Source organism: Amycolatopsis sp. NPDC058986 (assembly GCF_042741125.1).
GTDB lineage: Bacteria > Actinomycetota > Actinomycetes > Mycobacteriales > Pseudonocardiaceae > Amycolatopsis.
The window spans coordinates 1-26,330 of sequence record NZ_JBHYJW010000028.1 but is presented as its reverse complement, the minus strand read 5'-3'; the positions used below and the strand labels follow the sequence as shown (position 1 = coordinate 26,330).

Sequence of the window (26,330 nt, the reverse complement as noted above, 5' to 3'; positions counted from 1 at the left end):
ATTGCATCATTCTCGGATCAGGATAGGCCGACGATCTTCGTCCCCGAGGAGTTCTGGATGAGCCTGCGTTCCGATGCCGGACAGCTGCGTGACGAACTGGTCGCGCTGCGGCGTTCCCTGCACCGCGTCCCCGAGATCGGCTTGCACCTGCCGCGGACCCAGGAGCTGGTGCTCGCCGCGCTCGACGGGCTGGGGTGCGAGATCACCCTCGGCCGCGCACTGAGTTCGGTGACCGCCGTGCTGCGGGGCGGCAAACCGGGCGGCACCGTGTTGTTGCGCGGGGACATGGACGCGCTGCCGGTGACCGAGCGCACCGGGGAGGAGTTCACCTCGCGTGTCGACGGCGCCATGCACGCGTGCGGGCACGATCTGCACACCGCGGGTCTGGCAGGGGCGGCGCGGCTGCTCGCCGCCCGGCGCGAGGACCTGCCCGGCGATGTCGTGTTCATGTTCCAGCCGGGGGAGGAGGGGCACGACGGCGCGGGCAAGATGATCGAGGAGGGGGTCCTGACCGCCTCCGGTCGTCCGGTCGACGCCGCCTACGGGCTGCACGTGAGTTCGGCGCACTACGCGCGCGGGATGTTCACCGGCAGGCCCGGTCCGCTGATGGCGGCGTCGGACGGCCTGTTCGTCCGGGTGGTCGGCGCGGGCGGGCACGGTTCGGCGCCGCAGCACGCGAAGGACCCGGTCCCGGCGGCGTGCGCGATGGTCACCGCGCTGCAGACCATGGTCACCCGCGGTTTCGACGTGTTCGACCCGGTCGTGGTCACCGTCGGGATGTTCCACGCCGGGACGCGGCGCAACATCATCCCCGACGACGCGACGTTCGAAGCCACCGTGCGGTCGTTCTCGCCGGAGGCCAGGGAGCTGGTCAGCAAGGAGGCGGTGCGGATCTGCGAGGGCATCGCGGCCGCGCACGGTCTCGACGTCGAGGTCGCGTACGAGGCGGAGTATCCGGTCACCGTGAACAACGCGGACGAGCACGAGTTCCTCGCCGGCACGGTGCGTGAGGTGTTCGGCGAAGAACGGTTCGAGGAACTCCGCGATCCGATGACCGGTTCGGAGGACTTCTCCCGCGTGCTGAACGCGGTCCCCGGCGCGTACGTCTTCCTCGGCGCGTCGACGGCCGAGGATCCCTTGACGGCACCGAACAACCACTCGCCGCTGGCGACGTTCGACGACAGCGTCCTGCCCGACGGCGCGGCGCTGCTCGCCGAGCTGGCCACCCGCAAGCTCGCCGCACTGGCCGGGTGAGCGCGATGCGGGGTTACCACTTCATCCCGGCGCTGCCGGTGCTCGCACTGGTGCTGATGCCGTTCCTGCCGTTCGTCAACACCACCGGGCTGTGGCTCGGGATGCCGAGAATGCTGGTGTGGGGCGGTTTCTGGTGTCTCATGCTCACCCCGGCGCTGCTGCTGACCGAGCGGCTCATGTCGCGTGACGGTGAGGAGTCCGACCGATGATCCTCGCGTTCACCTTCGCCGGCATCGTCCTGATCGGCGTGCTGGGCTTCGTCGGCCGGCGCCGTCCCGCGGCCGATCTGTCCGAATGGGCCGTCGGCGGGCGGAAGTTCGGCGCGCTGACCATGTGGTTCCTCCAGGCAGGGGAGGTGTTCACCACCTTCACCTTTCTCGGGATGGCCGGGCTCGCGTTCAGCGGCGGGGTCGCGGCGATGTACGCGCTGCCGTACGTGCCGATCGCCTACGTCGTCCTGTTCTTCCTCGCCAAGCGCCTGTGGACGATGGGGAAGGAACGCGGTTACCTGACCCAGGGCGACTTCCTGGAGGACCGGTACGGCAGCCGGGCGCTGGGCACGCTGTCCGCGGTGATCGGGGTCGTCTGCGTGCTGCCCTATCTCCAGTTGCAGATCACCGGGCTCGGCCTGATCGTCCGGCTCGTCACCGGCGACGCCGCGTCCGGGACGTTGAGCATGATCGTCGGCTGCCTGCTGGTGGTGGCGTTCGTGCTGTGGGCTGGCTTGCGCGGGGTCGCGGCGACGTCCTACTTCAAGGACGCGATCATGCTGGTGGTGCTCGTGGTGCTGCTGATCGCGGTGCCGGTGTACTTCCACGGCGGGATTTCCGCGATGTTCCACCAGATCGAGCAGCTGCACCCGGAGAAGCTGATCGTGCACGCCGGGGCGAACGACCACGTCTGGTTCGTCACCAGCATGGTGGTCAGCGCGATCGGCGTCGGGCTGATGACGTTGCCGCACACGTGGCCCGCGCTGATGTCCGCGCGGGATCCGAAGGTGCTGCGGCGCAACTACACCTGGATGCCGGTGTACGAGATCTGCCTGATGCTGCCGATGTTCATCGGGTTCGCGGCGATCCTGGTGCTGCCCAAGAAGACCGACTCGAACGGCGTGCTGCTGACGTTGTCGAAGCAGGCGCTGCCGGGCTGGGTGACCGGCCTGGTGGTGGTCGCCGCGACGGCCACCGCGATGGTGCCGGCGGCCGGGATCCTGATCGGGATCTCCTCGCTGGTGGCCCGCAACATCGTCCGGGTGCGCCGGGAGCGGCTGCAGTTCTGGATCAACCACGGCACCGTGGTGGTGGCCAGCGCGCTGGCGCTCGTGCTCGGTATCTTCCGGCCCGATCTGCTGGCGAACCTGTTGCTGCTGACCTATTCCGGGACCGTGCAGCTCGCCCCGGCGAACGCGCTGGGCCTGCTGCGCCGGGTCCCGGTGGGCAAGGTACCGATCCTGGCCGGCATCGTCGCCGGGGAGATCGTCGTGGTCTGGCTGACCTTTGTGGACACTCATCTCGCGGGCACGATCAACGTCGGGCTGATCGGCCTGGCGGTGAACGTGGTCGTGGTGGCGGTGGTCGCTTTGGTGACCCGCGCGTTCGCGGGGCGTCCCGCCGCGGAGCCCGCGCGGGTGTGAGCCGCGGGGTTTCGCGGCTAGGGTGGCGATCATGGGAGAGCACAAGGACCGCATGCTGCGGGGCGAGCTGTACCGGGACAACGATCCGGAGCTGGTCGCGGACCGCCGTCGCGCGCAGGGTCTCGTCGACGAGTTCAACCTGACCGGAGCGGAGGAGACCGGGCGGCGGGACGAGATCCTGCGGCAGCTGCTCGGGAAACTGGGCGAAGGCTCGTGGATCATGCCGCGGTTCCAGTGCGACTACGGGTATCTCATCGAGATGGGCTCGAACAGCTTCCTCAACTACGACGCGATCCTGCTGGACTGCGCGCCGATCCGGATCGGCAACGACGTGTCGATCGGGCCGCGGTGCCAGCTGCTCACCGCGTTGCACCCCATGGAGGATCACGAGAAACGGCGTCAGCGCTGGGAATCCGCCGCGCCGATCACGATCGGCGACAACGTCTGGTTCGGCGGTGGCGTCATCGTGTGCGCCGGGGTGACCGTCGGTGACGACACCGTCGTCGGGGCTGGCAGCGTCGTCACCCGCGACCTGCCGCCCCGAGTGTTCGCCGCCGGGAACCCCGCGCGCGTCATCCGGCAGCTCTGACGAGGTTCGCTCGACCGACCCGGATCAGGGCCTGTGAGGCGGCTCGGGACCACGTCGTCTGCTCGGGCGCGGCGGCCGGGGGTGTCGGTGCCTGCCGCTAGGATGTTCGGCAAGGGGGCCTGAGGGTGTCCTGAATCTTCCGTTCATTCCTTCAGCAGTCCGTGAATGCCACCTTCACGGACTCTGAGTCCCTCGATGTGGCATTCACGGACCATGGAAGCCCGGAGCGGCGGTGTCCTTTGTGGATGGAGGGCGTCAGGCGCCGGTGAGCAGCTCTCGCAGGGCGGCGGCGAACTGGGACGGGTTCCGTTGCGGCGCCAGGTGTGCGCCCGGCATTTCGGTGAACGGCAGGCCCAGCTCCAGCGCCAGGATCTTCGCGGGCTGGTAGTGATAGCGGCCCCGGCTGCCCTCGCCCGCCACCGGCAGGATCTCGGTGGACGCCTTGCGCAGCGCCCGCAGGTCCGGCAGGTAGTCGTAGAACTCGCTGAACTCGCGGTCGAACAGCCGCAGCCAGTCGGCTTCGTTCGGCAGCCGGAGGTGCGGCAGGTTCGGCAGGGCGGCCCCGGCGATCGCGTCGGCGAAGCGGGTCACCGCGCCCATGAGGTCGCCCGAACGCGCCAGCCGGACCTGCTCGGCGGCGTCGGCCAGCCAGCCCGCCGCGTCCGGCAGCAGCTGGACCACCGGCGGCTCGTGCGCGACGAAGGTCGACACGCGATCCGGGTACCGGGCCACCAGGTCGAGCCCGATCGAGGCGCCCGCGCTGCTCCCGAACACCGCGACCGGACCGGCACCGAGGTGGTCGAGCACGGCCAGCGCGTCGTCGGCCTGCCGGGCCACGGTGACCGGGCCGGTGGTGTGGTCGGTGCTGCCGAAGTGCCCGCGCCGGTCGTAGGTGACGACGGTGTGGTGCGGGTAGAGCTGTTTCGCGAGCGCGCGGTAGGAGTCGGCGCCGCCGAGACCCCCGGCGATCAGTACCAGGACCGGCCCGTCCCCGCCGCGCAGGACACGCAGCTCACCGTCGGAGACCGGGCACCGGCTTTCCGAGATCATGTGCGCAGTCAAGCACAACGGCATACCCGGTTATTCGGAGGATAGCCGCTTGAGGATGGCCTCCGCGTCGGCCACGATCTCCTCGACCAGTTCCCCGACCGGCGGAAGATCGGCCAACAGGCCGACGACCTGCCCGGACGCCAGCACGCCCGCGCCGGTGTCGCCCTCGACGAGCCCGGCCCGCAGCAGCATCGGCGTGTTGGCCGCCATGAAGACCTGGCCCCAGCTCCGTTCGCCGCCGCGTTTCATCCGCAGCCCCTCGCGCACGAGCGATGTCCACGACAGCCCGCTCAGCTTCCGGAACCGGACGGCGTTTCGCGCCGCTTGGGCGATTCCCGCGATCGGCCCGGAGCGTTCCAGCCCCTCCACGAGTTCGGTGCGGAGCACGCGATGCGGCATCCCGTCGACCTTGCGGGTCACGACGGTGCCGTTCAGGTCGCGGGCGAGGTAGGCCCGCTTGACCTCGTCCGGCACCGTGCTTTCCCTGGTCAGCAGGAACCGCGTGCCCATCGCGATGCCCGCGGCGCCGTAGGCCAGCGCGGCGGCAAGCCCCCGGCCGTCGAAGAACCCGCCCGCGGCCACCACCGGGATGTCGACCGCGTCCAGTACGGACGGCAGCAACAGCGTCGTCGCGACCGCTCCGGTGTGTCCGCCGCCTTCGCCGCCCTGCACGATCACCGCGTCCGCGCCCCAGCCCGCGACCTTCTCCGCGTGCCGCGCAGCGCCGACCGAGGGCACGACGACCACGCCGTTGTCCTTCAGCTTCGCGATCATGTCCCGCTTCGGCGCCAGCGCGAACGACGCGACGCGGACCTCTTCGGCGATGAGCAGGTCGACGCGGCGGGCGGCGTCGTCGGCGTCCGCGCGCAGGTTCACCCCGAACGGCCGATCCGTGCGGCTCTTGACCTCCTTGATCGCCGCGGCCAGCTCGTCGTAGCTCATCGTGGCCGAGGCCAGGATCCCGAGCCCGCCCGCCTCGGCCGTGGCCGAGACCAGGCGCGGTCCGGCCACCCAGCCCATCCCGGTCTGCACGACGGGGTGCTCGATCCCGGTCAACGTCGTCAGGGCGGTCTTCATGCCGGAACCCCGGTGTTACGCGGGACACCCGCACCCGGTCGGCGCGATGAGTGGCTGCGCGAGTGTAAACTCATCGCACCTCCTTGTCCCGCAACGACTTCGGGTCGAGCACCGTCCTGATCAGACGAAGCTCCTCCGGATCTGGCAGCCGGGTTTCGGTGGTCGCGCCGGTTTCCAGCGGGAACGACGTCGCTTCGAGCACCTCGTCCACCGTGACACCCGGATGGATCGACAGGAGCCGCGCCGCGTTGCCCGTGCCGCCGAAGTCGAGCACACCCAGGTTCGTCACCACGCGATGGACGTCGTGATACCGCAGCCCGGCCTCATGCGCCCGCGCGAAGCCGACGCCGGACACGATGTCGACCTCTTCGACGAACACCCGCTTGCTGTGCTTCGGCACCCAGTAACTCGTGCGGTGGTTGGCGGTGTTGCCGGGCCCGCCGCGGACGCCGAGCAGCTGTTTCCGCGGCCGATCGTGGTCGCCGATCGCGGAGATGTTCTGGTTCCCGTACCGGTCGACCTGGTTGGCGCCCATGACGACATGCCGTTTTCCGTGCGGTACCACGGTGTCCAGCACCTTCCGGAACGGCTGCCAGCCCTCGACCACCGGCGGTCCGGCGCCGGGCGTGCTCGCCAGCAACGACGCCTCGCCGTCGCTCAGCAGGAGGTCGGGTTCGAAGGTCAGCCGTGCCAGCCGCGCACCCAGCGCGGGGATGAACCCCATGGGGCTGACGAGAATTTCCCCGTCGCCGCGGAACAGCTCGGCGCACGCGGTCACGGCGATCTCGGCACGGGTCACGTCACTCACGCTGCCTCCTCGGAAAAACGGTCGACAGCCGCCTGATAAGCCTTTTCGTCCCCGGAAAGGAACCGGTCGGCGAACTTCGGCCAGGCGTCCGGATCCTTGGCGGATTCGGCGTAGTGCCGCTGGAAGCGTTCATCCCGGCCGTAATCCGGGGCGGCGGTGGTGAAATGCGCGCCACGCGTCGTCTCGACGACTCCGTGCACGCTCGCGCGGCTCAGCAACAGGCTCTGCACCGGCGCGGACGCCGTCAGCTCGGCGGTCTCCACGATACGTTCCGTGGACACGAAACACCGGTCCGCGGCGAGCGCGAACAGTTCGTCGAAGTACGGATCGGCGCCGAGGTACTGCGCGTTGCCCCGAGTGTCGGCGCGGTTGAGGTGCACGAGCGCCGCGTCCAGCCGGAGCGCGGGCACGGCCAGCAACTCCTCACCGTCGGCGTACGGCGACCGCACGGTACGGAGATCGGGGTTGAACCGGACGACGTCGGAGCCGAGTCCCGCACGCGTCGGCAGGAACGGAAGTCGTTGCGCGGCGGCGGAAAGCCCGGTGCCGAGCACACCCTCGTCGTATTCGGTGACGGCGATTTCCCCGGCCTCGCGAACCCGGTTGAACCACGGGTCGAACGGGATCGAGTCGAGCGTGACGAACCCGAACACCAGCCGCCGGAGCTTCCCGGCGGACGCGAGCAGCCCGACGTCGGGGCCGCCGTAGGAGACCACGGTGAGATCCTTCAGCGGCGAGCGCAGGATCGCGCGCACCAGCGCCATCGGCTTGCGCCGCGAACCCCAGCCGCCGATACCGATCGTCATCCCGTCGCGTAGCTCGCCGACGACCTCGTCGACGGTCATCCGCTTGTCGCTCAAGGCTTCTCCTTATCATCCAAAAAGGACTGACGGGCCCCGTCCGACACCCCGGCCAGGTTGAGCTGGAAGGTGAATCCCTGCTCGAAGCGGTAGCTGCGGTGCACCGGCTGGACGTCGATACCGTTGATCGCCTGCTTCGCGGCGCGGATCACCCGGGTGTCCTTCGCCGCGATCTGCCGTGCCAGCTCGAGCGCCGTCTCGTCGAGTTTGTCCCGCGAGACTACCGAGTACACCGAACCGTGGTGATGCAGCTGCTGTGCGGTGATCGTCGACGCGGTGTAGTACAGCGCGCGCATCAGGTGTTGCGGGACCAGCCGGGCCAGATGCGTCGCCGCGCCGAGGGCGCCGCGATCGACCTCGGGCAGCCCGAACTCCGCGTCGTCACTGGCCACCACGACGTCCGCGTTGCCGACCAGGCCGACGCCGCCCCCGAGGCAGAAACCGTGCACCGCCGCGATCACCGGCACCGCGCAGTCGTACACCGCCGAGAACGCCGCCGCGCAGCCCTCGTTGGCGCCGATCAGCGCGCCGTAGCCGGGATCGCGCTGGATCTCCTTGATGTCCACGCCCGCGTTGAATCCCCGGCCTTCCGCGCGCAGCACCACGACGTGCGTGTGCTCGTCGCGGCCGGCCTTCTCCAGTGCGGCGGCCAGCTCGAACCAGCCCCGCACGGTGAGCGCGTTGACCGGGGGAGCGTCCACGGTCACCACGGCGACCCCGGGCTCCGGGGAATGCGTCGAAACGGTCATCGGGTGCCCTCCGGGTTACCAAACCTAGCATTTGCTTGGTACGTTAGCAGGGTGCCCGGCTCGGGTACAGGTGGTTCCCCGACACGGGCGGGAGGTCTCGCGTGGCACTGGAACTTCGGCTGGACGGCGCGGTGGTCCTGGTGACCGGCGGCGTGCGCGGGGTCGGTGCGGGGATCACCCGTGCCTTCCTGCGGGCGGGCGCGGGTGTGGTCACCTGCGCCCGCACGCCGCCGTCACGGCCGGTGGAGGCGGGCGGCGCGGTGGCGGAGTTCCTGCCCTGCGACGTCCGCGATCCCGACGCCGTGGCGAAGCTCGTCGACGCCGTCGTCGCCGCGCACGGCTCCCTCGACGTCGTGGTCAACAACGCCGGGGGAGCGCCGTTCGCGGAAGCGGCGACGGCGTCGGTGCGCTTCCACGAGAAGGTGGTCGCGCTCAACCTGCTCGCGCCGCTGACGGTGGCGCGAGCGGCGAACGCCGTGATGCAGCAACAGGAAACGGGCGGGGCGATCGTGAACGTGAGCAGCGTGAGCGGGACGCGGCCATCGCCGGGCACGGCCTCGTACGGCGCGGCGAAAGCGGGGCTGGACAATCTGACCGCGAGCCTGGCGGTCGAATGGGCGCCGAAGGTGCGGGTGAACGCGCTGGACGTCGGCATGGTGCGGACGGAGCTGGCGAGCCTGCACTACGGCGACGAGGCCGGGGTCACCGCCGTGGGCGGGACAGTCCCGTTAGGACGGTTGGCGGAGCCGGACGAGATCGGTGCCTGCGCGGCGTTTCTGGCTTCCCCCTTGGCTTCCTATGTCAGTGGCGCGTGCCTGACGGTGCACGGTGGCGGGGAGAAACCGGCCTTCCTGGCCGCGTCCAATTCGGGTACGAGCGGAGGTAGCAGGGCATGAGCGACGCTTGCGAGCGAATCATGGACGTCATGCGCCAAAAGGGATCGGACACTGTCTCGCGGAGCGAGGCGATCGTATGAGCGGGTTGCTCGCGGGGCGGGTCGTGATCGTCACCGGTGCGGGGCGTGGCATCGGCAGGGCGCACGCGCTGGCGTTCGCGGCCGAGGGCGCCAAGGTGGTCGTCAACGACCTCGGCGCGGCGCTGGACGGGCGGGGTGGTGAGGCGGGCCCGGCCCAGGCGGTGGTCGACGAGATCACCGCGGCGGGCGGGGAAGCCATGGCGAACACCGACGACGTCGCGGACTGGGCGGGCGCGGCCCGGCTGGTCGGGAACGCGATCGAGGAGTTCGGCGGGCTGGACGTGCTGGTCAACAACGCCGGGTTCCTGCGGGACCGGATGCTGGTCAACCTCGCCGAGGACGAATGGGACGCCGTCGTGCGGGTGCACCTGAAAGGACACTTCGCGACCCTGCGGCACGCGGCGGAATACTGGCGGGCCGAGGCGAAAGCGGGCCGGACGCGGGCCGCGCGGGTGATCAACACCAGCTCCGGGGCGGGCCTGCTGGGCAGTGTCGGCCAGGGCAACTACGCCGCCGCGAAGGCGGGCATCCTCGGCCTGACCACCGTGGCCGCGGCGGAACTCGGCCGCTACGGGGTCACCGTCAACGCGATCGCGCCCGCCGCGCGGACCAGGATGACCGAGCAGACGTTCGCCGACGACATGGCCGCGCCCGGCGCCGGTTTCGACGCGATGGCCCCGGACAACGTGTCCCCGCTCGTCGTGTGGCTCGGCAGCGTGGAATCGGCGGACGTGACCGGCCGGGTGTTCGAAGTGGACGGTGGCAGGGTGAGCCTCGCGCAGGGCTGGCGGCACGGCCCGGAGCGGGACAAGGGCGCCCGGTGGGCCCCGGCTGAACTCGGCCCGGTCGTCGCCGAACTGCTGGCCGAAGGTGTCGAACCGGAGCCCGTGTATGGCGCCTGACCTATTCGGTGGACCGAGGGACGGCCCCTGAAATACCGTGCGCGCTATGGCTGAACGACGGGCGATTCTCAGCGGCTCGACCTTCGAGGAGAAGATCGGGTACGCACGCGCGGTGGTCGACGGGGACCGCGTCCACGTCTCCGGCACGACCGGCTACGACTACTCGACGATGACCATCTCGGATGACGTCGTCGAGCAGGCCGAGCAGTGCCTGCGCAACGTCGGCGCGGCGCTCGCCGAGGCGGGGTGCACGTTCGCGGATGTCGTGCGCGTGCGGTACTTGCTGCCCGATCGCGCCGACTTCGAACCGTGCTGGCCGGTCCTGCGTGCGTGCTTCGGCGACGTGCGCCCGGCCGCGACCATGCTCGAATGCGGGCTGGCCGATACGGCGATGAAGTTCGAGATCGAGGTCGACGCCCGCCTGCCCGTTAGCTGAGCCTCACCACTGCTGCGGAGGATGCTGGCCGGGGTGCGGCGGCGGGCCGTAGCCCTGGCCCGGCGGGTATCCGTACGGGGCAGGCGGGCCGTGCTGGATCGGTTGCCGGGAAGCGCTGAGATAGCGGCGTGTCGGCGGCAGCGCCGCCAGGATCACCACCGCGACGGCGATCAGCAGCCCCAGCAGGTCCACGATTCCGATCAACGGGGCGTAAGCCAGAAGCTCCAGGTAGTTCAGGGACTCACCACCGGTGAGCGCGGCCACCGCCACCCAGGTCAGCACATCGAGCGCCGCGCCGATCAGGAGCAGGCCCGCGCCGGCCTTCACCCGGGCGAAGACGAGGATCGACCCCACCAGCAGCAGAAGCACGGTCGGTATCAGATGCAGGTAACCGATCAGGCCGGGAAGATCGTAGTACCGCACGTCACCGAGGCCCCGCACGACGAAGTAGCCGTCGAGCAGGAACGCGACGAGGGCGAGAACGGCCGCGGTGATCGCCGTGCCGCCGGACGGTCTGGCCTGCCCCGGATACGGGACGGGTTGCTGGGGGTGAGTCATGGGCTCATCATGCAGGACGATCCGTTGGTGCGGGCGGGTTTCCGGCTCATCGCGGCGGGGATCACGACCTCAGTCCCGCCACCACGTCTCGCCGCCGGTCAGGTAGGGGTCGAGGGGTGGGTGCCTGCGCCGGGTCCACCAGTCGTCGTTGCTCGTCGAGCGGGTGTCGAAGGTGCGGCGCAGGTAGAACTCGTCGAGCCGCTTCACCAGCGGCCGCAGTTCGCTGCGGGCGCGGGGTGGAAGTGCGTGCAGCGCTTCGGAAAGCATCCGTCGTTCGCCGACGTGATCGTCCCAGGGAGCCAGGACTCCGCCGTGGAAGTCCCGGGCGGGCTTGTGTACCCACTGTTTCCACAGGGCCAGTGCCTCGGCGAGGGCGCCCGGGGTGGCGCGCCGACGTTCGAAATCCGCGATTTGCCGTTGCGCGGCCCGGGAAATCCCCGGGATCACCTGCGGTGCGAGAGCGCGGCGTTTCAGTGGCAGATCGGCGCGCACGCGCGCCGGGGACTTACGCGGCATCGCTCCCGGAACGGATCGTCATGCCGCCATCGTGGCAGCTTTCCCGGCGTCGCGCCAACGGCTTCCGCGCGGAACTGTCGGTGGTGGATGTGACACTGCGGACATGACCAGTTGGCGAGGATTCACCGAACAGGCACCCGAGCTCGCGGCGAAGATCCACCGCCGGTTCACCGCGGGGGAGACCCACGTGCTGGCCACCCTGCGGCGGGACGGGTCGCCACGGGTGAGCGGCACCGAACTCGACTTCCACGGCGCCCAGATCTACGCCGGGTCGATGTCCGGTGCGGTGAAGGCACGGGATCTGCGGCGGGACGGGCGGTTCGCGATCCACGCCTATCCCGGTGTGGCCGACGGCGGGGACGCCAAGCTCTCCGGAACGGCCGTGGAGCTGACCGATCCGGCGGAAATCGCCGCGGTACAAGGGAACACCGAGCCGTGTCACCTGTTCCGGCTCGACGTCACCGACGCCGTCCTCACCTGGGTCGAGGGGAACACGATGCTCGTGGAGCACTGGCAGGAGGGAGGGGAGCACGTCCGTTTCGCACGTCCGGGCACCGGGCCCGTCGAACGCACCGTGCTCGCGCACGCCGGGTGAGCCGCTGGCCGCGGCCGCTGGACCGTGCGCGTTCCGGCCGCTGGGGGCCCGGCCGGAACGCGCACGAGTTCTAGAGGCGCTCGATGATGCTGGCGGTGGCGAGCGCGCCGCCGGCGCACATCGTCACCAGCGCGGTCGAGGCGTCCCGGCGTTCCAGCTCGTGCAACGCCGTGGTGAGCAGCCGCGAGCCGGTGCTGCCCACCGGGTGCCCGAGCGCGATGGCCCCGCCGTTGACGTTCACGCGCGACTCGTCCGGGCCGTGCACGCGCTGCCAGGACAGCACCACCGACGCGAAGGCTTCGTTGACCTCGAACAGGTCCGGGTCGCCGATGGTCATCCCGGCCTTGGCGAGCACCCGTTCGGTGGCGCGGACCGGGCCGTCGAGGTGGTAGTACGGCTCGGCGCCGACGAGTGCCTGGGCGACGATCCGGGCGCGTGGCCGGAGGCCGAGCGCCTTCGCGCGATCGGCGTCCATGAGCAGGAGCGCGGCGGCGCCGTCGGAGATCTGTGACGACGTGCCCGCGGTGTGGATTCCGTTGTCCAGCACCGGCTTGAGCTTCGCGAGCCCGTCGACGGTGGTTTCCCGCAGGCCCTGATCGCGGTTCACCAGCCGGGTCTCTCCGGTCGGGGCGCCGTCCTCGCCGAGGACGGGCGCCTTGACCGGCACGATCTCGCGGTCGAAGTGCCCGGCGGCCCACGCGGCGGCGGCCTTGCGCTGCGACTCGGTGCCGAACCGGTCGACGTCCTCGCGGGTGATGCCGCGGCGTTCGGCGATGCGCTCGGCCGCGCCGTACTGGTTGGGCATGTCGATCGACCAGGACGACGGCCGCGGGGTGCCCGCCTCGGTGCCGCGGTTGGCGCCGAGCGGGACCCGGCTCATCGCCTCGACCCCGCAGGCGATCCCGGTGTCGATCGCGCCGGTCGCGATGAGCCCCGCGATGAGGTGCGCGGCCTGCTGCGCGGAGCCGCACTGCGCGTCGATGGTCGTCGCGCCGGCGGTCTCGGGCAGCCCGGCGTGCAGCCACGCGGTGCGCGTGACGTTGTTCGACTGCTCGCCCGCCTGTGTCACCGAACCGCCGATGAGCTGCTCGACGAGTTCGGGCTCGATCCCGGCCCGGTCGAGCACCGCGCGCTGTGCGGCGCCGAGCAGTTCGGCCGCGTGCAGCCCGGCCAGCCACCCGCGGCGCTTGCCGATCGGGGTGCGCACGGCCTCGACGATCACTGGCGTGCCCATGCGTGTCCCTTTCGTCCGTCAACACCGTTCACTCGGCCAAAACTAGAACATGTTCCTATTTTTGGCAAGGGTAGGCAGCATTGACGCTATCTGGATCTTGACCGAGTGAGCGCTCGATCACCTGCGACTCTGTCGCCCACATCGATAAAGTTAACGGGTTTCACTGAATCCTCTTCCCTTGGTTAACGCCGTATGCTCTAATCCCTCTAGAACGTGTTTCATCGGCGAACCGCGTAGGAGGCACCTGTGGCAGCTCCGCTGATCCCCGCCGGTTTCGACTTCACCGACCCGGACCTCTACGCGAATCGGCTGCCGCTGGCCGAGTTCGCCGAACTTCGGCGTACCGCACCGGTGTGGTGGAATCCGCAGGCCCGCAACACCGCCGGTTTCGGCGACGACGGCTACTGGGTGGTCACGCGGCACGCGGACGTCAAGGAAGTCTCGCGGGACAGCCAGCTCTACTCTTCGAGCGAGAAGACCGCGATCATCCGGTTCGACGAGAACACGACCGACGAGATGCTCAACGCCAACCGTCTCGTCCTGTTGAACATGGACGCGCCGCAGCACACGAAGCTCCGGCGCATCGTCTCGAAGGGTTTCACCCCGCGCTCGATCTCGCGGCTGGAAGACACGCTGCGCGAGCGCGCCGAGCGGATCGTCGCCGAGGCGAAGAAGAAGGGCACGGGCGACTTCGTCACCGACGTCGCCTGCGAACTCCCGTTGCAGGCCATCGCCGAGCTCATCGGCATCCCGCAGGAGGACCGCCTCAAGATCTTCGACTGGTCCAACCAGATGATCGCCTACGACGACCCCGAATACGAGGTCGAGCCCATCGCCGCCTCCGCCGAAATCCTCGGCTACGCCTGGAACATGGCCGAGGAACGGCGAAAATGCCCGATGGACGACATCGTCACGAAGCTCATCCAGGCCGACGTCGACGGCGAGTCGCTCGCCTCCGACGAGTTCGGCTTCTTCGTCATCCTGCTCGCCGTGGCGGGCAACGAAACCACGCGCAACGCCATCACCCATGGCATGAAGGCGCTGCTGGATCACCCCGAGCAGTGGGAGATCTACCGCGACCAGCGCCCGAAGACCGCGCCCGACGAGATCGTCCGGTGGGCCACCCCCGTCGTCGCGTTCCAGCGCACCGCCACCCGGGACACCGTGCTCGGCGGCCAGGAGATCCACGCGGGCGACCGGGTCGGCATGTTCTACAGCTCGGCCAACTTCGACCCCGACGTCTTCGACGCCCCCGAACGGTTCGACATCCTGCGCGAGGACAACCCGCACGTCGGTTTCGGCGGCACCGGCTCGCACTACTGTATCGGCGCCAACCTCGCCCGTCTCGAGATCGACCTGATCTTCAACGCCATCGCCGACGTCATGCCCGGCATCACCGAGGCGGCCCCGCCTCAGCGGCTCCGTTCCAGCTGGCTCAACGGGATCAAGCACTACCCGGTGAACTACGGCTGATTCCTCAAGGGGCCCGAGACGACGGTCTGGCCGGGTCCGTGGCGAAGTACGCCGAAGCCCGGGGTGTCGCGCCGGCGCGACACCCCGGGTGATGCTGGTGCCCGCCCTGGCCGGCGCGTGGTGACGCCCGGGAGGACGGACAGGGCTTCCGGCCCGGTGCTCAGTTTCCTCGCGGGGGCGGTGTGGTCCCGCCACCCCCGTGAGGCGGAGGGGTTGTTCCGCCACCATGGGGTGGAGGGGTGGTCCCGCCACCATGGGGCGGAGGGGTGGTGCCGCCACCGGACGGGACGCCCGCGTAGCAGTAGGTGTCCGCTGCCGCGGAAGCCGGAGTGAGGACGGCGATGCCGACGAGAATCGGCAGCGTGGCGACGAGGCCCACAATCGTCTTGCGCAGCATGGAATGCCTTCCGGTCAAGGAAAAGTGCGATCCTGCCGAACGTAACAGGAGGAGCCGGGCCAGCCGGTGAGTCAAGTCTTTCGGTTACGCGTCTTGACCGGACGTCCTGAGAACCACGGAATCGGGAGCCTCTTCGTCACCGGACGCCGGGCGGGGTGTCGCCACCCCACGGCTGCGGTGTGGCACTCATCGCGAACCGCAGCTCGCCACCACCGGTGAGATCACGCTGGCTCAGGAACGGCCGGGTGATCGGCTTTCCGTCGAGGCGCAACGATTGCACGTACGGCTTGTCCGCCGCGTTGCCCGGCGCCGAGACCACCAGCGGACGCCGGGAGCCCGGCAGCCGCACCGTGACCTTCCGGAAGAACGGGCTGCCCACCGCGTACTGGTCCGACGCGGGGTTGACCGGGTAGATCCCCAGCGAGGACAGCAGATACCAGGACGACATCTGCCCGCAGTCGTCGTTGCCGGTCAGCCCGTCCGGCCGGTTCGCGTAGTTCGCCGCCGCGATGCTCCGCACCTGCGCCTGGGTCTGCCACGGCCGTCCGGCGTAGTCGTACAGATAACCGATGTGGTGGCTGGGTTCGTTGGTGTGGTTGTTGTGCCCCTCGGCGAAGTGCCGGTCCAGCAGCGCCAGGAACTTTTCCTTGCCCATCAAGGAGATCAGGCCAGGAACGTCGTGCATGACGTCGAAGCTGTAGACCCACTGGTTGCCCTCGGTCCAGCCGCCGTCCGCCCATGAGCCGTCGAAGTTCCGCGACTGCATGAAGCCCGTCGAAGGGTTGTAGAGGTTCCGGTAGTTCTTGCTGCGGTCGAGGAAGAACTTCGCGTCGTCGGTCTTCCCGAGCGCCTTCGCGACCTGGGCCACCGCCCAGTCCTCGTAGGCGTAGTCGAGGGTTCGTGAGCCCGCTTCGGCGGTGCGGTCGTTCGCGACCCAGCCGTTCTGCTTGTACGTCGTGAGCCCAGCGCGAGCCTCGACCGGAGTGCCTTCTTCCCGGTCGGAGAAGCGCAGTTCGGTGTCCCGGTCGGGCGGGGTCGTCGCGTCCTTGCGCACGGCTTCGTAAGCGAGCTTCCGGTCGAATCCGGTGAATCCCTTGGCGATCGCCTCGGCGATGATCGAGTCCGCGTTCGTCCCGACCATGATGTTGGTCTCGGTGGGGTTCTTCCACATCGGCAGCCAGCCGCCCTCGCGGTAGTCCTGCAGCATCGACGTCACCATGTCGTCGACGCGCTCGGGCGCGAAGAGCGTCAGGAAAGCGTTTTCGGCGCGGAAGGTGTCCCACAGCGAATAGCTGGTGTAGCTCGTTCCTTTGTGGACTTTGTCGTCATAGGCGCTGTAGTACCGGCCGTACTCCGACATCTCGGAGGGATACTGCAGCGCGTGGAACATGCTGGTGTAGAACGTCGCCAGCTGGTCGGAGGTCGCGCCCTCGATGTCGACGCGGTCGAGCTTCTCGCTCCACGCCGCCTTGGTCCCGGCCGCGACGCGGTCGAATCCCCGCGGGTCGGGGGCCTCGCGGTACAGGTTCTCCCGCGCCTGGTCCACCGAGATGAACGAGGTCGCGATCCGGACCTGCACCCGCCGCGCCGAGGCGGGGAACCGCACGAACGCGCCGAGCCCGGCGTCGGTGCGGCTCCGTTCCCCTTCGTGCACCGTGGAGCCGGTCGACGTCCCGTAGCCGGTGAACGGCGTGTCGAAGCTCGCCACGAAGTAGCCCTTGAAATGCGGCGCCTTGAACGGCCCGAGCTTCGAATCCTGTCGATCGGGGTTGTAGCCGGTGATCTCGCGCCGTGCCGGATCGATCGTGACGCCGCCGGTGATGCCCGCGCGCGTCGCGTCCAGCACGAAGTTCGGCGAAGAATCCGCCGGGAAGCTGAACCGCATGACGCCGACCCGGGATGTCCCGGTCAGTTCGGCGCCGATGGTCCGGCCGCCGCCTGCCTGCATCTTCACGGAGTACTTCTGCGGCGACGCCTTCTCGTCGGCGTGGCTGAACGGCATGGCCCGCGCGTCGGCGCCCGGCTTGACGTCGCCGATACCGGGCATCCCCGACACGTAGCCGTAGTCGCCCATCCAGATCGCCGGCTGATGGGTGCCGATGAATCCGGTGATCTTCGTGTCGTCGTGGTGGTAGGGCAGGCGGCTGACCCAGTTCTGCCGCGTCATCGGCGACCACCGCGTCATCGCGAACGGCGGCGCGGTGCTCGGGATCATGCCGCCGTACTCGCTCGGATCCGTGCCCGTGGTGCCGATCATCGGGTTCACCAGGTCGACGTTCGACGGCCGGGGATGCGCCGCCGCCGGCACGGCGGTGACGAGCGGGAGCACGAGCGTCGCGGCGAGGAGCAGGCGGGCACGCATGGGCAGGCCTCCAGTCCTGACATCGTTGTCACAATGGGGCGAACCGTCAACGTCTAACCGAGATTCGCCTGCGATGTCAAGAACTTTCGGACCGGACCGCCTGATCACACGAGATCTCCGCCTGGTCACGCGAGATCTCCGCCTGATCACGCGAGATCTCCGGAGCGGCCCCGGAGACCTCGTGTGCTTCGAGAGCCAAGTCGCGTGATTGAGCGGAGATCTCGCGTGATGGGGAGGAGATCGGGGTCAGGAGCCGGGTTTGGCGGAGCCGACCACCCACATCGAGAAGTACTGGGACCCGCCGCCGTAGGCGTGGCCGAGGCCGACGCGCGCGCCGTCGACCTGGTAGTCCCCGGCGCGGCCCATCACCTGCTTCGCGGCCTCGGAGAACCGCAGCATCCCGGACGCGCCGATCGGGTTGGACGAGAGCACGCCGCCGGACGCGTTCACCGGGAGTCGCCCGCCGAGCGCGGTGTCCCCGGCCTCGGTGACCTTCCAGCCCTGGCCCTCTTCGGCGAACCCGAGGTTCTCCAGCCACATCGGCTCGAACCAGGAGAACGGCACGTAGATCTCCGCGACGTCCACTTCGGACAGTGGGTCGGTGATGCCCGCTTCGGCCCACAACGCGGCCGCGGCGTCGCGCCCGGCCTGGGGGTTGACCTGATCACGGCCGGCGAACGTCGTCGGTTCGGTGCGCATCGCGGTCGCGTGCACCCACGCGGCGCCGCCGGGGACGGCGTCGCCCGCGGCCTCGTCACCGATCACCATCGCGCAGGCACCGTCCGAGGACGGGCACGTCTCGTCGTAGCGGATCGGGTCCCACAGCATCTGCGACGCCTGTACGGATTCCACCGTGATGTCGTCCTGCTGCAGATGCGCGTACGGGTTGAGCGCGCCGTTGCGCCGGTCCTTCGCCGCGACGATCGCGCCGATGTGGTCGGGCGCCCCGGACCGGCGGATGTAGGACCGTACGTGCGGCGCGAAGTAGCCACCCGCCCCCGCGCCCACCGGCATCTGGAACGGCGGCAGGATCGACAGTCCCCACATCGCGTTCGACTCGGACTGCTTCTCGAACGCCACCGTCAGCACGCGCCGGTGGATCCCGGCCTGCACGAGCGACGTCGCCACCAGCGCCGTCGACCCGCCGACCGACCCCGCGGTGTGCACGCGCAGCAACGGTTTCCCGGTCGCGCCCAGCGCGTCGGCGAGGAACAGTTCGGGCATCATGACGCCCTCGAACAGGTCCGGCGCCTTGCCGAGGACGACCGCGTCGATCTCGTCCCAGCCCACCTGCGCGTCGAGCATTGCGCGGTCGATCGCTTCGCGCAGCAGGCCCGGCATCGACACGTCGGTGCGCTTGGCCTTGTGGTGCGTCTGGCCGGTGCCGAGCACGGCCGCGAGCTGCTTGCCCATCTCAGCGTCCCTCCAGAACGGCCACGAGATTCTGTTGCAGCGCAGGGCCACTCGTCGCATGGGCGAGGGTCTTCCGCGCCTCGCCGGACAAAATCCGGCTGGCGGCTTCGCCGATCCGGGCGAGCCCGGCGGCGAACATCGGATTGCCCGTCAGCGCTCCGCCCGACGGCGTGATCTTGACGCCGTCGCCAAGCCCGAGCGCCTTCCGCAGGATCAGTTCCTGGTGGGTGAACGGTGAATGCAGTTCCGCGACTTCGACACCGTCGAGATCCAGTGCCGCGGCGGCGGATTCGGTCGACGGCGACCGGGTCAGATCCCGCGCGCCGAGCACGGGCGAGTCGACGCGGTGCTCGATCCCACTGAGGATCGCCGGGCGCTCCGCCAGGTCCTTCGCGCGTTCCGCGGAGGCCAGCACGATCACCGCGGCGCCGTCGGTCACCGGGGCGATGTCGTGGGCCCGCAACGGGTCCGCGACGTACGGCGTGTCGAGCAGATCCGCGACCTCGGCCGTGCCGGACAGCTGCGCGGCCGGATTGCCCGCGGCGTCCGCCCTGCTGCGGGCCGCCACCTCGGCAAGGTCCTTTTCGGACCACAGCCCGGCGTCGAGTCCCAGCCGTGCCTGGATTCCGGCGATGGACACCGAATCCGGCCACAGTGGAGCGACGACGTACGGGTCGAGCTGCAACGCGAGCACGCGGCGCAGTGTCCCGGCGCTCGACTTGCCGAAGCCGTAGACGAGCGCGGTGTCGACCTCGCCCATCCGGATCTTCAGCCAAGCCTCGTACAACGCCCACGCGGCGTCCATCTCGACGTGGGATTCGTGGATCGGCGGGAACGCGCCGATCGCGTCCACCGCGGCGATGAACGAGAAGGCGCGTCCGGCGAGGTAGTCCGACGAGCCGGAGCACCAGAATCCGATGTCCTTCTTGGACAGCCCAGTGGCGGCGAAGACCTCGGCGAAGATCGGCACGAGCATTTCCACGCCGTTGGTGGTGCCCGGGGTTTCCCGGACGTTCGGGGCCTGCGCGAACCCCACGACGGCGACGTCTGGCATCAGTTCCTCACAGGTGGTGGGCGAAGGATTCGTACGGCGCGTCGGGCTCGCCCGTCGGCTCGAAATGGCTGATGTTCTCCAGTGACGTCCACCAGTCCTCACGCGGTTTCCACGCCGCGCGCACCCGCATCCCCATCCGGACGTCGGCCGCGTCGCAGCCGAGCACCAGGTGGAGGAAGGCGATGTCGGCGCCGTCCAGCAGGATGTACGCCGCGACGTACGGCGGCTGGATCCGCTGGCCGAGGAACGGGACGTTGACGATGCAGAACGTCGTGACGATGCCGGTGTCGGGCAGCTCGACCTCTTCGGTGGTCGGCACGCCGTCGGTCGGGCAGGCGCCGCGCGGCGGGATGTAGACCTTCGCGCAGGCGGGGCAGCGTTGCCCGATCAGCCGCCCTTCGGCGAGTGCGCGCAGGTAGCGGCTTTCCTCCGGCGACGCGGAATGCCGGTAGCCCAGGTGCACCGGGGTGATCACGACGGCGACGGGGGCGCCGTCCTCGCGCTTCGCGACCGGGGGCGGGTCCTCGGTCGGGAGAGTGTCGGGGGAGTCCGCGGGCAGGAAGTACGCGATGTCCCGGATGTGCCCGACGGTTTCGTCGGCCCATCGCACGCGGACCCTCTGTCCAGTGTGGACGTTCTCGGGCGTGCCGGCGTCGACAGCGTGCAGCAGCGCGGTGTCCGCGCCGTCGAGCCGGATGAGCGCCCACGCGAACGGCCGGCTCAGCGGCTGCCCGTCGAGGGGTTCGGCGCACCACGACCACGAGACGACGGTGCCCTCCTCGGCGACCGGGACGAACTCGTCCAGCGGTGCCGCGGTGACCGGGTCGTACTCGACCGGGGGCACGTGGACCCGTCCGTCGCTGCCGCGGACGCCCTCGATGTGGCGCTCGCGCAGGGAGTTGACGAACCGGCCGAGCACCGGCCCGGTCGATCGGGTGTAGTCGAAGCCGATGTCGAGCGGGGCCGACAAGGGGGTCTCGGATGCACTGGCCGTCACGTTCTGAGTGAAACACGTTCTCGAATTCACGGCAAGAACCTGCTGGCGGTGCATTGCCGACGAGTGGAACGCGTTCTAGATTTGCGGTATGTCGACGACTGCCGCGAAGACGCTCGGACTGTGGAACATCGCCGGGGAGCAGCCGGAGCTGCCCGCCCTGATCGACCCGGACGGCCGGGCGGTCGGCTATGGCGAGCTGGCCGCCAAGGCGAACAAGTACGCGCTCGGCCTCGAGGCGCTCGGCCTCGAAACGGGCGACGTCGTGGTGCTGTTGCAGCCGAACAGCTCAGAACTGGTCGCCGCGTACTTCGCCGCGATCCAATCCGGCCTGTACATCGTCGTGGTCAACTGGCACCTCGTCGGGCCCGAGATCGCCTACATCCTCACCGACAGCGGGGCGAAGGCGTTCCTCGCGCACGAACGGTTCGCCGAAACGGCGGTGGCCGCGGCGGACGAAGCGGGCATCCCCGCGTCCGCGCGATTCGCCGTCGGCGACGTGCCCGGCTTCCGGCGCATCGAGGAACTCGGCGCCGGTGAGGGCGACGGCAGGCCGTCGCGGCGCACGGCCGGTTCGCCGATGCTGTACACGTCCGGCACGACCGGTCGCCCGAAGGGCGTCCGCCGTCCGCTCACCGGGGCCGACCCGGACCAGGTGCCCGCCGCGTCGACGTGGTTCTTCGGCGTGTTCGGGATTCAGCCCTTCGACAACCACGTCCACCTGTGCGGTTCGCCGCTGTATCACACGGCCGTGCTCAACTTCGTCGCGATTTCGCTGCAGCTCGGGCATACCGCGGTGCTCATGGACCGCTGGGACCCCGAGGAGATGCTGCGGCTGATCGAACGGCATCGGGTCACGCACAGTCACATGGTGCCGACCCAGTTCCGGCGGCTGCTCGCGTTGCCCGGCGACGTCCGCGCGAAGTACGACCTGAGTTCGCTGCGGGTGATGATCCACGGCGCCGCGCCGTGCCCGCTGGAGGTCAAGCGCCGGATGCTCGACTGGTGGGGCCCGGTGGTCACCGAGTACTACGCGGCGACCGAGGGCGGCGGCACTGTGATCAACGGGGAGGACTGGCTGCGGAAGCCGGGCTCGGTCGGCCTGCCGTGGCCCGGCTCGACGATCAAGATCCTCGACGACGACGGGAACGAGTTGCCGGCGGGGGAGACCGGCACGGTGTACATGAAGATGGGCGACTCGAAGTTCGAGTACCACAAGGACAAGGCCAAGACCGAAAAGGCCAGGGTGGGCGATTTGTTCACGCTCGGCGACGTCGGTCATCTCGACGAGGACGGCTATCTCTTCCTGCACGACCGCAAGGCGGATCTGATCATTTCCGGCGGCGTCAACATCTATCCGGCCGAGATCGAGGGCGAGCTGGTGATGCACCCGAAGATCGCCGACGTCGCCGTGTTCGGCGTCCCGCACGAGGACTGGGGCGAGGAGATCAAGGCCGTCGTCCAGCCCGCCCCCGGCGTCGAACCCTCCGGCGACCTCACCGCGGAGCTGCTCGCCTACGCCGCCACCCGCCTGGCGAAGTTCAAGCTCCCTCGCAGCGTCGACTATCTCGACGAACTCCCGCGCGACCCGAACGGCAAGCTCTACAAACGCCGCCTCCGCGCCCCCTACTGGGAAGGCCACCCCGTCCCGTAACGGAGATCTGGTGTGTCCAGCCGGACATCTCGTGTGATTGGGCGGAGATCTCGCGAGATCTCCGCCCAATCACACGAGATCGCCGTCGGATCACGCGAGATCTCCGTTAGCGGCCGTGGAATTCGGGGCGGCGCTTCTCGGCGAAGGCGCGGGGGCCTTCCTTGGCGTCGGCGCTGGCGAAGACGGCGATGCCGTACTGGGCGTCGAGCTTGAAGGCCTCTTCCTCGTGCATGCCTTCGGTGTCACGCATGGTCTTGAGGATCGCGCGGACGGCGAGAGGGCCGTTGGCGTTGACCAGCGAAGCCAGCTCCAGTGCCCGGTTCAGGGCCTTTCCGTCCGGGACGACGTGCCCGATCAGCCCGATTTCGCGGGCCTCGGCCGCGGTGATGTGCCGTCCGGTGAGCAGCAGATCCGCCGCGACGGTGTACGGGATCTGCCGCGGCAGCCGGACCGCCGATCCGCCCATCGGGTACAAACTCCACCGCGCCTCGGACACCCCGAACTTCGCGCTTTCCCCGGCGACGCGGATGTCCGTTCCCTGCAGGATTTCCGTCCCGCCCGCGATGGCGGGCCCTTCGACGGCGGCGAAGAGCGGCTTCGTGAGCCGACGCCCTTTTAGCAGTCCGTCGATCCGGGCCGGGTCGAACGCCCCGCGATCGAAGGCGTCGCTCGGCGCGTTGCGGGACATCGACTTCAGGTCCGCGCCCGCGCAGAACGCGCCGCCCGCGCCGGTGAGGACGCAGCTGCGGATGTCGTCGTCGGAATCGACGCGGTCCCAGGCCTCGGTCATGATCCCGAGCATCTCGCCGGTCAGCGCGTTCTTCGCCCCGGGCCGGTTCATCGTGACGACGAGCGTCTGCCCGTCCCGCTCCACCAGCGCGTGCGGCTCGCTCAACGGATACCTCCTGGAAACGTCGGTGACCATTGCCCAGAACGATAACATGTTCTACTTTGGGGACGTGGCACTCAACATCGCGGATCTACTCGAGCACGCCGTCGACGCCGTGCCGGAACGTGTCGCGGTCGTGTGCGGTGACCGGCGGGTCACCTTCGCCGAGCTGGAGGCGAGGGCCAACCGCCTCGCCCACCACCTGGCCGCGCACGGCGTGGGACGCGGATCCCACATCGGTGTTTACTCCCGGAACTCCATCGAGGCGCTGGAGGCGATGATCGCGGCCTACAAGCTGCGCGCGATCGCCGTCAACGTCAACTACCGTTATGTCCACGGTGAACTGAAGTACTTGTTCACCAACGCCGACCTCGTCGCGCTCGTCCACGAACGGCAGTACGCGGACAAGGTCGCCGCCGTGCTGCCGGAAACCCCGAAACTGAAACACGTTGTCGTCGTGGACGACGGCACCGGCGGGGATTACGAGAGCTACGGCGGAGTCGACTACGAGACGTCGTTGGCCGCCGAGTCGCCCGAACGCGACTTCGGCGAACGCAGCGCCGACGACCTGTACATCCTCTACACCGGCGGTACCACCGGCTATCCCAAGGGCGTCCTGTGGCGCCACGAGGACATCTGGCGCGCACTCGGTGGCGGCATCAACTTCGTCACCGGCGAGTACGTCCCGGACGAGTGGACGCTCGCCGAACAGGGCAAGTCGGGCAGCCTCGTGCGGCTCCCGGCCGCGCCGCTCATCCACGGCGCCGCGCAGTGGGCCGCGTTCGGCGCGCTGTTCACCGGCAGCCCGGTCGTGCTCGTCCCGCGGTTCGACGCGCACGACGTGTGGAAAGCCGTGCAGGACAACAAGGTCCAGGTCCTCACGATCGTCGGCGACGCGATGGCGCGCCCGCTCATCGAGGCCTATCGCGAGGGCGACTACGACGCGTCGTCGATCGTCGCCGTCTCCAGTCACGCCGCGTTGTTCTCGCACTCGGTCAAACAGGAGTTCCTCGGTCTCCTGCCGAACGTCGTGATCACCGACGCGATCGGTTCGTCGGAGAGCGGGTTCACCGGAATCGGCATGGTGGGCAAGGATTCCGACCACAGCGCGGGCCCGCGCGTCCAGTTCGGCAAGGACGCCATCCTGCTCGACGAGGACGGCAATGCCGTCGCACCGGAGCCGGGCGCGATCGGCCTCATCGCCCGGCGCGGGCACGTCCCGCTCGGCTACTACAACGACCCCGAGAAGAGCCGGACGATCTTCGCGGAGGTCGACGGCGCCCGTTATGTCGTACCCGGCGATTACGCTCGCTACGAAGAGGACGGCACGGTCACGCTGCTCGGCCGTGGGTCCCAATGTGTCAACACGGGTGGTGAGAAGGTCTATCCGGAGGAGGTGGAAGGTGCGCTGAAGTCGCATCCCGACGTCTTCGACGCGCTGGTGATCGGCGTGCCGGACGAGCGGCTGGGCCAGCGCGTGGCCGCGGTGATCCAGCCCCGCGACGGCGCAGCCGTGGACTTCGCGAGCCTCGAGGCGCATGTGCGCGGGGAGATCGCGGGGTACAAGGTGCCCCGCACGGTGTGGCTCACCGAGGAGATCGGCCGTACGCCGAGCGGTAAACCGGACTACCCCTGGGCACAGCGGTACGCCGCCGAGCACCCGCCCGCGAACCAGCCCGTCTAGGAGGTACGGATGCGGACTCCGCTCTGCGATCGGTTCGGGATCGACCTGCCGATCTTCGGGTTCACCCCGTCGGAACACGTCGCGGCCGCCATCAGCCGGGCCGGCGGGATGGGCGTGCTCGGCTGCGTCCGGTTCAATGACGCCGCCGAACTCGACGCCGTCCTCGACTGGATGGACGAGCACACCGACGGGAAACCGTACGGCGTCGACGTCGTGATGCCCGCGAAGATCCCCGCCGAGGGGACCCAGGTCGACCTCGGCAAGCTCGTCCCGGAGGAACACCGCGCGTTCGTCGACAGGGTGCTGGCCGAACTGGGCGTGCCGCCGCTGCCCGGCGAGGGGGCCGAGCGCGACGGGGTGCTGGGCTGGCTGCATTCGGTCGCGCGGTCGCAGGTCGACGTCGCGCTGAAGCATCCGATCAAGCTGATCGCGAACGCGCTCGGCTCGCCGCCGGAGGACGTCATCGCGCAGGCGCACGCCGCGGGCGTGCCGGTGGCGGCGCTCGCGGGCAAGGCCGAGCACGCCGCGCGACATGTCGCCAACGGTGTCGACATCGTCGTGGCGCAGGGCTACGAGGCGGGCGGCCACACCGGCGAGATCGCCTCGATGGTGCTCGTCCCGGAAATCGCCGACGCCGTCGGCGATCAGGTCCCGGTGCTCGCCGCGGGCGGGATCGGCTCGGGCAGGCAGGCCGCCGCGGCGCTCGCGCTCGGCGCGTCCGGGGTGTGGATGGGCTCGTTCTGGCTCGCCACCGAGGAATACCTGCAGACGATGACCGGATCGGGCGCGATCCAGAGCGCGCTCGTGGCCGCGAGTTCCTCCGACACCGTGCGCAGCCGGATCTACACCGGGAAACCGGCGCGGCTGCTCAAGACCCGGTGGACCGAGGCGTGGGCGGCCCCGGACGCGCCCGAACCGCTGCCGATGCCGTTGCAGAACCTGCTCGTTTCCCCGGCACACCACCGGATGCACGCGGTGAAGGACCCGGGCCTCGTCGCCATGCCGGTCGGGCAGATCGTCGGGCGGATGGACCGGGTCCGCAGCGTCGCGGAGGTCATCGCCGAACTCGTGTCCGGTTACGAGGAGGCACTGTCCCGCCTGGACAAGACGCGCTGAAATGCCGTCAAGGCCACCTTACGGGCGTCTGTCGCCCGCAAGGTGGCCTTGACGGCA

The 26,330-nt window shown here is 69.5% G+C and carries 25 protein-coding genes; 12 read left to right on the top strand and 13 right to left on the bottom strand.

Features of this window, described 5'->3' with window-relative positions; all coding sequences use genetic code 11:
- Window positions 1-57 precede the first annotated feature (57 nt).
- Genes ACFW0G_RS24050 through ACFW0G_RS24035 form a run of 4 tightly spaced genes read left to right on the top strand, consistent with a single transcriptional unit; the run spans window position 58 to window position 3,476 of the window.
- On the top strand, window positions 58-1,254 hold the full coding sequence (locus ACFW0G_RS24050) for a M20 family metallopeptidase (protein ID WP_378327618.1): 1,197 nt from the start codon (window positions 58-60) through the stop codon (window positions 1,252-1,254).
- A gap of 5 nt (window positions 1,255-1,259) precedes the next feature.
- Window positions 1,260-1,463, top strand: coding sequence for a hypothetical protein (locus ACFW0G_RS24045; protein ID WP_378327699.1), 204 nt, complete (start codon window positions 1,260-1,262; stop codon window positions 1,461-1,463).
- Window positions 1,460-2,887 carry a sodium:solute symporter gene (locus ACFW0G_RS24040; protein WP_378327617.1) on the top strand — a complete coding sequence of 476 codons (1,428 nt, stop codon included), beginning with the start codon at window positions 1,460-1,462 and terminating at the stop codon, window positions 2,885-2,887. The genes ACFW0G_RS24045 and ACFW0G_RS24040 overlap by 4 nt, the downstream gene beginning before the upstream one ends.
- A gap of 31 nt (window positions 2,888-2,918) precedes the next feature.
- Complete coding sequence (locus tag ACFW0G_RS24035) at window positions 2,919-3,476, top strand: sugar O-acetyltransferase (RefSeq protein ID WP_378327616.1); 558 nt, start codon at window positions 2,919-2,921, stop codon at window positions 3,474-3,476.
- Window positions 3,477-3,731: 255 nt separating this feature from the next.
- Here ACFW0G_RS24035 and ACFW0G_RS24030 read toward each other — a convergent pair whose 3' ends face one another.
- From ACFW0G_RS24030 to ACFW0G_RS24010, 5 genes are all read right to left on the bottom strand, one after another.
- Window positions 3,732-4,526 (bottom strand): alpha/beta fold hydrolase, encoded by a 795-nt coding sequence (locus ACFW0G_RS24030; protein WP_378327615.1) that lies wholly within the window; start codon window positions 4,524-4,526, stop codon window positions 3,732-3,734.
- A 30-nt stretch (window positions 4,527-4,556) separates the two neighbouring features.
- Window positions 4,557-5,603 carry an NAD(P)H-dependent flavin oxidoreductase gene (locus tag ACFW0G_RS24025; RefSeq protein ID WP_378327614.1) on the bottom strand — a complete coding sequence of 349 codons (1,047 nt, stop codon included), beginning with the start codon at window positions 5,601-5,603 and terminating at the stop codon, window positions 4,557-4,559.
- Between the two features lie 70 nt (window positions 5,604-5,673).
- Window positions 5,674-6,411: a CoA-transferase subunit beta gene (locus tag ACFW0G_RS24020; protein WP_378327613.1), complete on the bottom strand. Its 738-nt coding sequence runs from the start codon at window positions 6,409-6,411 to the stop codon at window positions 5,674-5,676.
- Complete coding sequence (locus ACFW0G_RS24015; RefSeq protein ID WP_378327612.1) at window positions 6,408-7,271, bottom strand: CoA transferase subunit A; 864 nt, start codon at window positions 7,269-7,271, stop codon at window positions 6,408-6,410. The genes ACFW0G_RS24020 and ACFW0G_RS24015 overlap by 4 nt, the downstream gene beginning before the upstream one ends.
- Window positions 7,268-8,020: an enoyl-CoA hydratase family protein gene (locus tag ACFW0G_RS24010; protein ID WP_378327611.1), complete on the bottom strand. Its 753-nt coding sequence runs from the start codon at window positions 8,018-8,020 to the stop codon at window positions 7,268-7,270. Before ACFW0G_RS24010 ends, ACFW0G_RS24015 begins: the two co-directional genes overlap by 4 nt.
- A 101-nt stretch (window positions 8,021-8,121) precedes the next feature.
- Between ACFW0G_RS24010 and ACFW0G_RS24005 the strand changes: the two genes are divergently transcribed.
- The 3 genes from ACFW0G_RS24005 (at window position 8,122) to ACFW0G_RS23995 (ending at window position 10,334) form a co-directional block, all read left to right on the top strand.
- Entirely contained in the window at window positions 8,122-8,916 is a 795-nt protein-coding gene (locus ACFW0G_RS24005; protein WP_378327610.1) for an SDR family oxidoreductase, read from the top strand.
- Between the two features lie 76 nt (window positions 8,917-8,992).
- Window positions 8,993-9,898, top strand: coding sequence for an SDR family oxidoreductase (locus ACFW0G_RS24000; protein WP_378327609.1), 906 nt, complete (start codon window positions 8,993-8,995; stop codon window positions 9,896-9,898).
- 46 nt (window positions 9,899-9,944) lie between these two features.
- Window positions 9,945-10,334: a RidA family protein gene (locus ACFW0G_RS23995; RefSeq protein ID WP_378327608.1), complete on the top strand. Its 390-nt coding sequence runs from the start codon at window positions 9,945-9,947 to the stop codon at window positions 10,332-10,334.
- A 3-nt stretch (window positions 10,335-10,337) separates the two neighbouring features.
- On the opposite strand, the gene ACFW0G_RS23990 is transcribed toward ACFW0G_RS23995, so the two are convergent.
- Together ACFW0G_RS23990 and ACFW0G_RS23985 are read right to left on the bottom strand one after the other, a co-directional pair.
- Window positions 10,338-10,892 carry a hypothetical protein gene (locus tag ACFW0G_RS23990; RefSeq protein ID WP_378327607.1) on the bottom strand — a complete coding sequence of 185 codons (555 nt, stop codon included), beginning with the start codon at window positions 10,890-10,892 and terminating at the stop codon, window positions 10,338-10,340.
- Between the two features lie 69 nt (window positions 10,893-10,961).
- Complete coding sequence (locus ACFW0G_RS23985) at window positions 10,962-11,408, bottom strand: hypothetical protein (protein WP_378327606.1); 447 nt, start codon at window positions 11,406-11,408, stop codon at window positions 10,962-10,964.
- Window positions 11,409-11,511: 103 nt separating this feature from the next.
- On the opposite strand from ACFW0G_RS23985, the gene ACFW0G_RS23980 reads away from it, so the two are divergent.
- The gene (locus ACFW0G_RS23980; RefSeq protein ID WP_378327605.1) at window positions 11,512-12,003 is read left to right on the top strand and encodes a pyridoxamine 5'-phosphate oxidase family protein; all 492 of its coding nucleotides are present in this window, start codon (window positions 11,512-11,514) and stop codon (window positions 12,001-12,003) included.
- Between the two features lie 70 nt (window positions 12,004-12,073).
- Here the strand turns inward: ACFW0G_RS23980 and ACFW0G_RS23975 are convergent, their stop codons facing one another.
- The gene (locus ACFW0G_RS23975) at window positions 12,074-13,237 is read right to left on the bottom strand and encodes a steroid 3-ketoacyl-CoA thiolase (protein WP_378327604.1); all 1,164 of its coding nucleotides are present in this window, start codon (window positions 13,235-13,237) and stop codon (window positions 12,074-12,076) included.
- A gap of 246 nt (window positions 13,238-13,483) precedes the next feature.
- Here ACFW0G_RS23975 and ACFW0G_RS23970 point away from each other — a divergent pair, with 246 nt between their 5' ends.
- Window positions 13,484-14,710 carry a cytochrome P450 gene (locus tag ACFW0G_RS23970; RefSeq protein ID WP_378327603.1) on the top strand — a complete coding sequence of 409 codons (1,227 nt, stop codon included), beginning with the start codon at window positions 13,484-13,486 and terminating at the stop codon, window positions 14,708-14,710.
- Window positions 14,711-15,243: 533 nt separating this feature from the next.
- Here the strand turns inward: ACFW0G_RS23970 and ACFW0G_RS23965 are convergent.
- The 4 genes from ACFW0G_RS23965 to ACFW0G_RS23950 form a co-directional block, all read right to left on the bottom strand.
- On the bottom strand, window positions 15,244-17,469 hold the full coding sequence (locus ACFW0G_RS23965) for a GH92 family glycosyl hydrolase (protein WP_378327602.1): 2,226 nt from the start codon (window positions 17,467-17,469) through the stop codon (window positions 15,244-15,246).
- Between the two features lie 246 nt (window positions 17,470-17,715).
- Entirely contained in the window at window positions 17,716-18,882 is a 1,167-nt protein-coding gene (locus ACFW0G_RS23960) for a thiolase domain-containing protein (protein WP_378327601.1), read from the bottom strand.
- 1 nt (window position 18,883) lies between these two features.
- Complete coding sequence (locus tag ACFW0G_RS23955) at window positions 18,884-19,936, bottom strand: thiolase domain-containing protein (protein WP_378327600.1); 1,053 nt, start codon at window positions 19,934-19,936, stop codon at window positions 18,884-18,886.
- A 7-nt stretch (window positions 19,937-19,943) separates the two neighbouring features.
- Window positions 19,944-20,933: a Zn-ribbon domain-containing OB-fold protein gene (locus ACFW0G_RS23950; RefSeq protein ID WP_378327599.1), complete on the bottom strand. Its 990-nt coding sequence runs from the start codon at window positions 20,931-20,933 to the stop codon at window positions 19,944-19,946.
- A gap of 88 nt (window positions 20,934-21,021) precedes the next feature.
- Between ACFW0G_RS23950 and ACFW0G_RS23945 the strand changes: the two genes are divergently transcribed.
- The gene (locus ACFW0G_RS23945; protein ID WP_378327598.1) at window positions 21,022-22,584 is read left to right on the top strand and encodes an acyl-CoA synthetase; all 1,563 of its coding nucleotides are present in this window, start codon (window positions 21,022-21,024) and stop codon (window positions 22,582-22,584) included.
- A gap of 106 nt (window positions 22,585-22,690) precedes the next feature.
- On the opposite strand, the gene ACFW0G_RS23940 is transcribed toward ACFW0G_RS23945, so the two are convergent.
- A complete protein-coding gene (locus tag ACFW0G_RS23940; protein WP_378327597.1) occupies window positions 22,691-23,479 on the bottom strand; it encodes a crotonase/enoyl-CoA hydratase family protein in 789 nt (262 codons plus the stop codon).
- A 64-nt stretch (window positions 23,480-23,543) separates the two neighbouring features.
- On the opposite strand from ACFW0G_RS23940, the gene ACFW0G_RS23935 reads away from it, so the two are divergent.
- The gene (locus ACFW0G_RS23935; RefSeq protein WP_378327596.1) at window positions 23,544-25,157 is read left to right on the top strand and encodes an acyl-CoA synthetase; all 1,614 of its coding nucleotides are present in this window, start codon (window positions 23,544-23,546) and stop codon (window positions 25,155-25,157) included.
- A gap of 9 nt (window positions 25,158-25,166) precedes the next feature.
- Complete coding sequence (locus ACFW0G_RS23930; RefSeq protein WP_378327595.1) at window positions 25,167-26,273, top strand: NAD(P)H-dependent flavin oxidoreductase; 1,107 nt, start codon at window positions 25,167-25,169, stop codon at window positions 26,271-26,273.
- Window positions 26,274-26,330 lie beyond the last annotated feature (57 nt).

What these genes read in the sequence shown, in the direction of transcription:
- ACFW0G_RS24050 (WP_378327618.1), top strand. Translation starts at nt 58, where the DNA reads ATGAGCCTGCGTTCCGATGCCGGACAGCTGCGTGACGAACTGGTCGCG.
- ACFW0G_RS24045 (WP_378327699.1), top strand. Translation starts at nt 1,260, where the DNA reads ATGCGGGGTTACCACTTCATCCCGGCGCTGCCGGTGCTCGCACTGGTG.
- ACFW0G_RS24040 (WP_378327617.1), top strand. Translation starts at nt 1,460, where the DNA reads ATGATCCTCGCGTTCACCTTCGCCGGCATCGTCCTGATCGGCGTGCTG.
- ACFW0G_RS24035 (WP_378327616.1), top strand. Translation starts at nt 2,919, where the DNA reads ATGGGAGAGCACAAGGACCGCATGCTGCGGGGCGAGCTGTACCGGGAC.
- ACFW0G_RS24030 (WP_378327615.1), bottom strand. Translation starts at nt 4,526, where the DNA reads ATGATCTCGGAAAGCCGGTGCCCGGTCTCCGACGGTGAGCTGCGTGTC.
- ACFW0G_RS24025 (WP_378327614.1), bottom strand. Translation starts at nt 5,603, where the DNA reads ATGAAGACCGCCCTGACGACGTTGACCGGGATCGAGCACCCCGTCGTG.
- ACFW0G_RS24010 (WP_378327611.1), bottom strand. Translation starts at nt 8,020, where the DNA reads ATGACCGTTTCGACGCATTCCCCGGAGCCCGGGGTCGCCGTGGTGACC.
- ACFW0G_RS24000 (WP_378327609.1), top strand. Translation starts at nt 8,993, where the DNA reads ATGAGCGGGTTGCTCGCGGGGCGGGTCGTGATCGTCACCGGTGCGGGG.
- ACFW0G_RS23995 (WP_378327608.1), top strand. Translation starts at nt 9,945, where the DNA reads ATGGCTGAACGACGGGCGATTCTCAGCGGCTCGACCTTCGAGGAGAAG.
- ACFW0G_RS23990 (WP_378327607.1), bottom strand. Translation starts at nt 10,892, where the DNA reads ATGACTCACCCCCAGCAACCCGTCCCGTATCCGGGGCAGGCCAGACCG.
- ACFW0G_RS23985 (WP_378327606.1), bottom strand. Translation starts at nt 11,408, where the DNA reads ATGCCGCGTAAGTCCCCGGCGCGCGTGCGCGCCGATCTGCCACTGAAA.
- ACFW0G_RS23980 (WP_378327605.1), top strand. Translation starts at nt 11,512, where the DNA reads ATGACCAGTTGGCGAGGATTCACCGAACAGGCACCCGAGCTCGCGGCG.
- ACFW0G_RS23975 (WP_378327604.1), bottom strand. Translation starts at nt 13,237, where the DNA reads ATGGGCACGCCAGTGATCGTCGAGGCCGTGCGCACCCCGATCGGCAAG.
- ACFW0G_RS23965 (WP_378327602.1), bottom strand. Translation starts at nt 17,469, where the DNA reads ATGCGTGCCCGCCTGCTCCTCGCCGCGACGCTCGTGCTCCCGCTCGTC.
- ACFW0G_RS23960 (WP_378327601.1), bottom strand. Translation starts at nt 18,882, where the DNA reads ATGGGCAAGCAGCTCGCGGCCGTGCTCGGCACCGGCCAGACGCACCAC.
- ACFW0G_RS23955 (WP_378327600.1), bottom strand. Translation starts at nt 19,936, where the DNA reads ATGCCAGACGTCGCCGTCGTGGGGTTCGCGCAGGCCCCGAACGTCCGG.
- ACFW0G_RS23945 (WP_378327598.1), top strand. Translation starts at nt 21,022, where the DNA reads ATGTCGACGACTGCCGCGAAGACGCTCGGACTGTGGAACATCGCCGGG.
- ACFW0G_RS23930 (WP_378327595.1), top strand. Translation starts at nt 25,167, where the DNA reads ATGCGGACTCCGCTCTGCGATCGGTTCGGGATCGACCTGCCGATCTTC.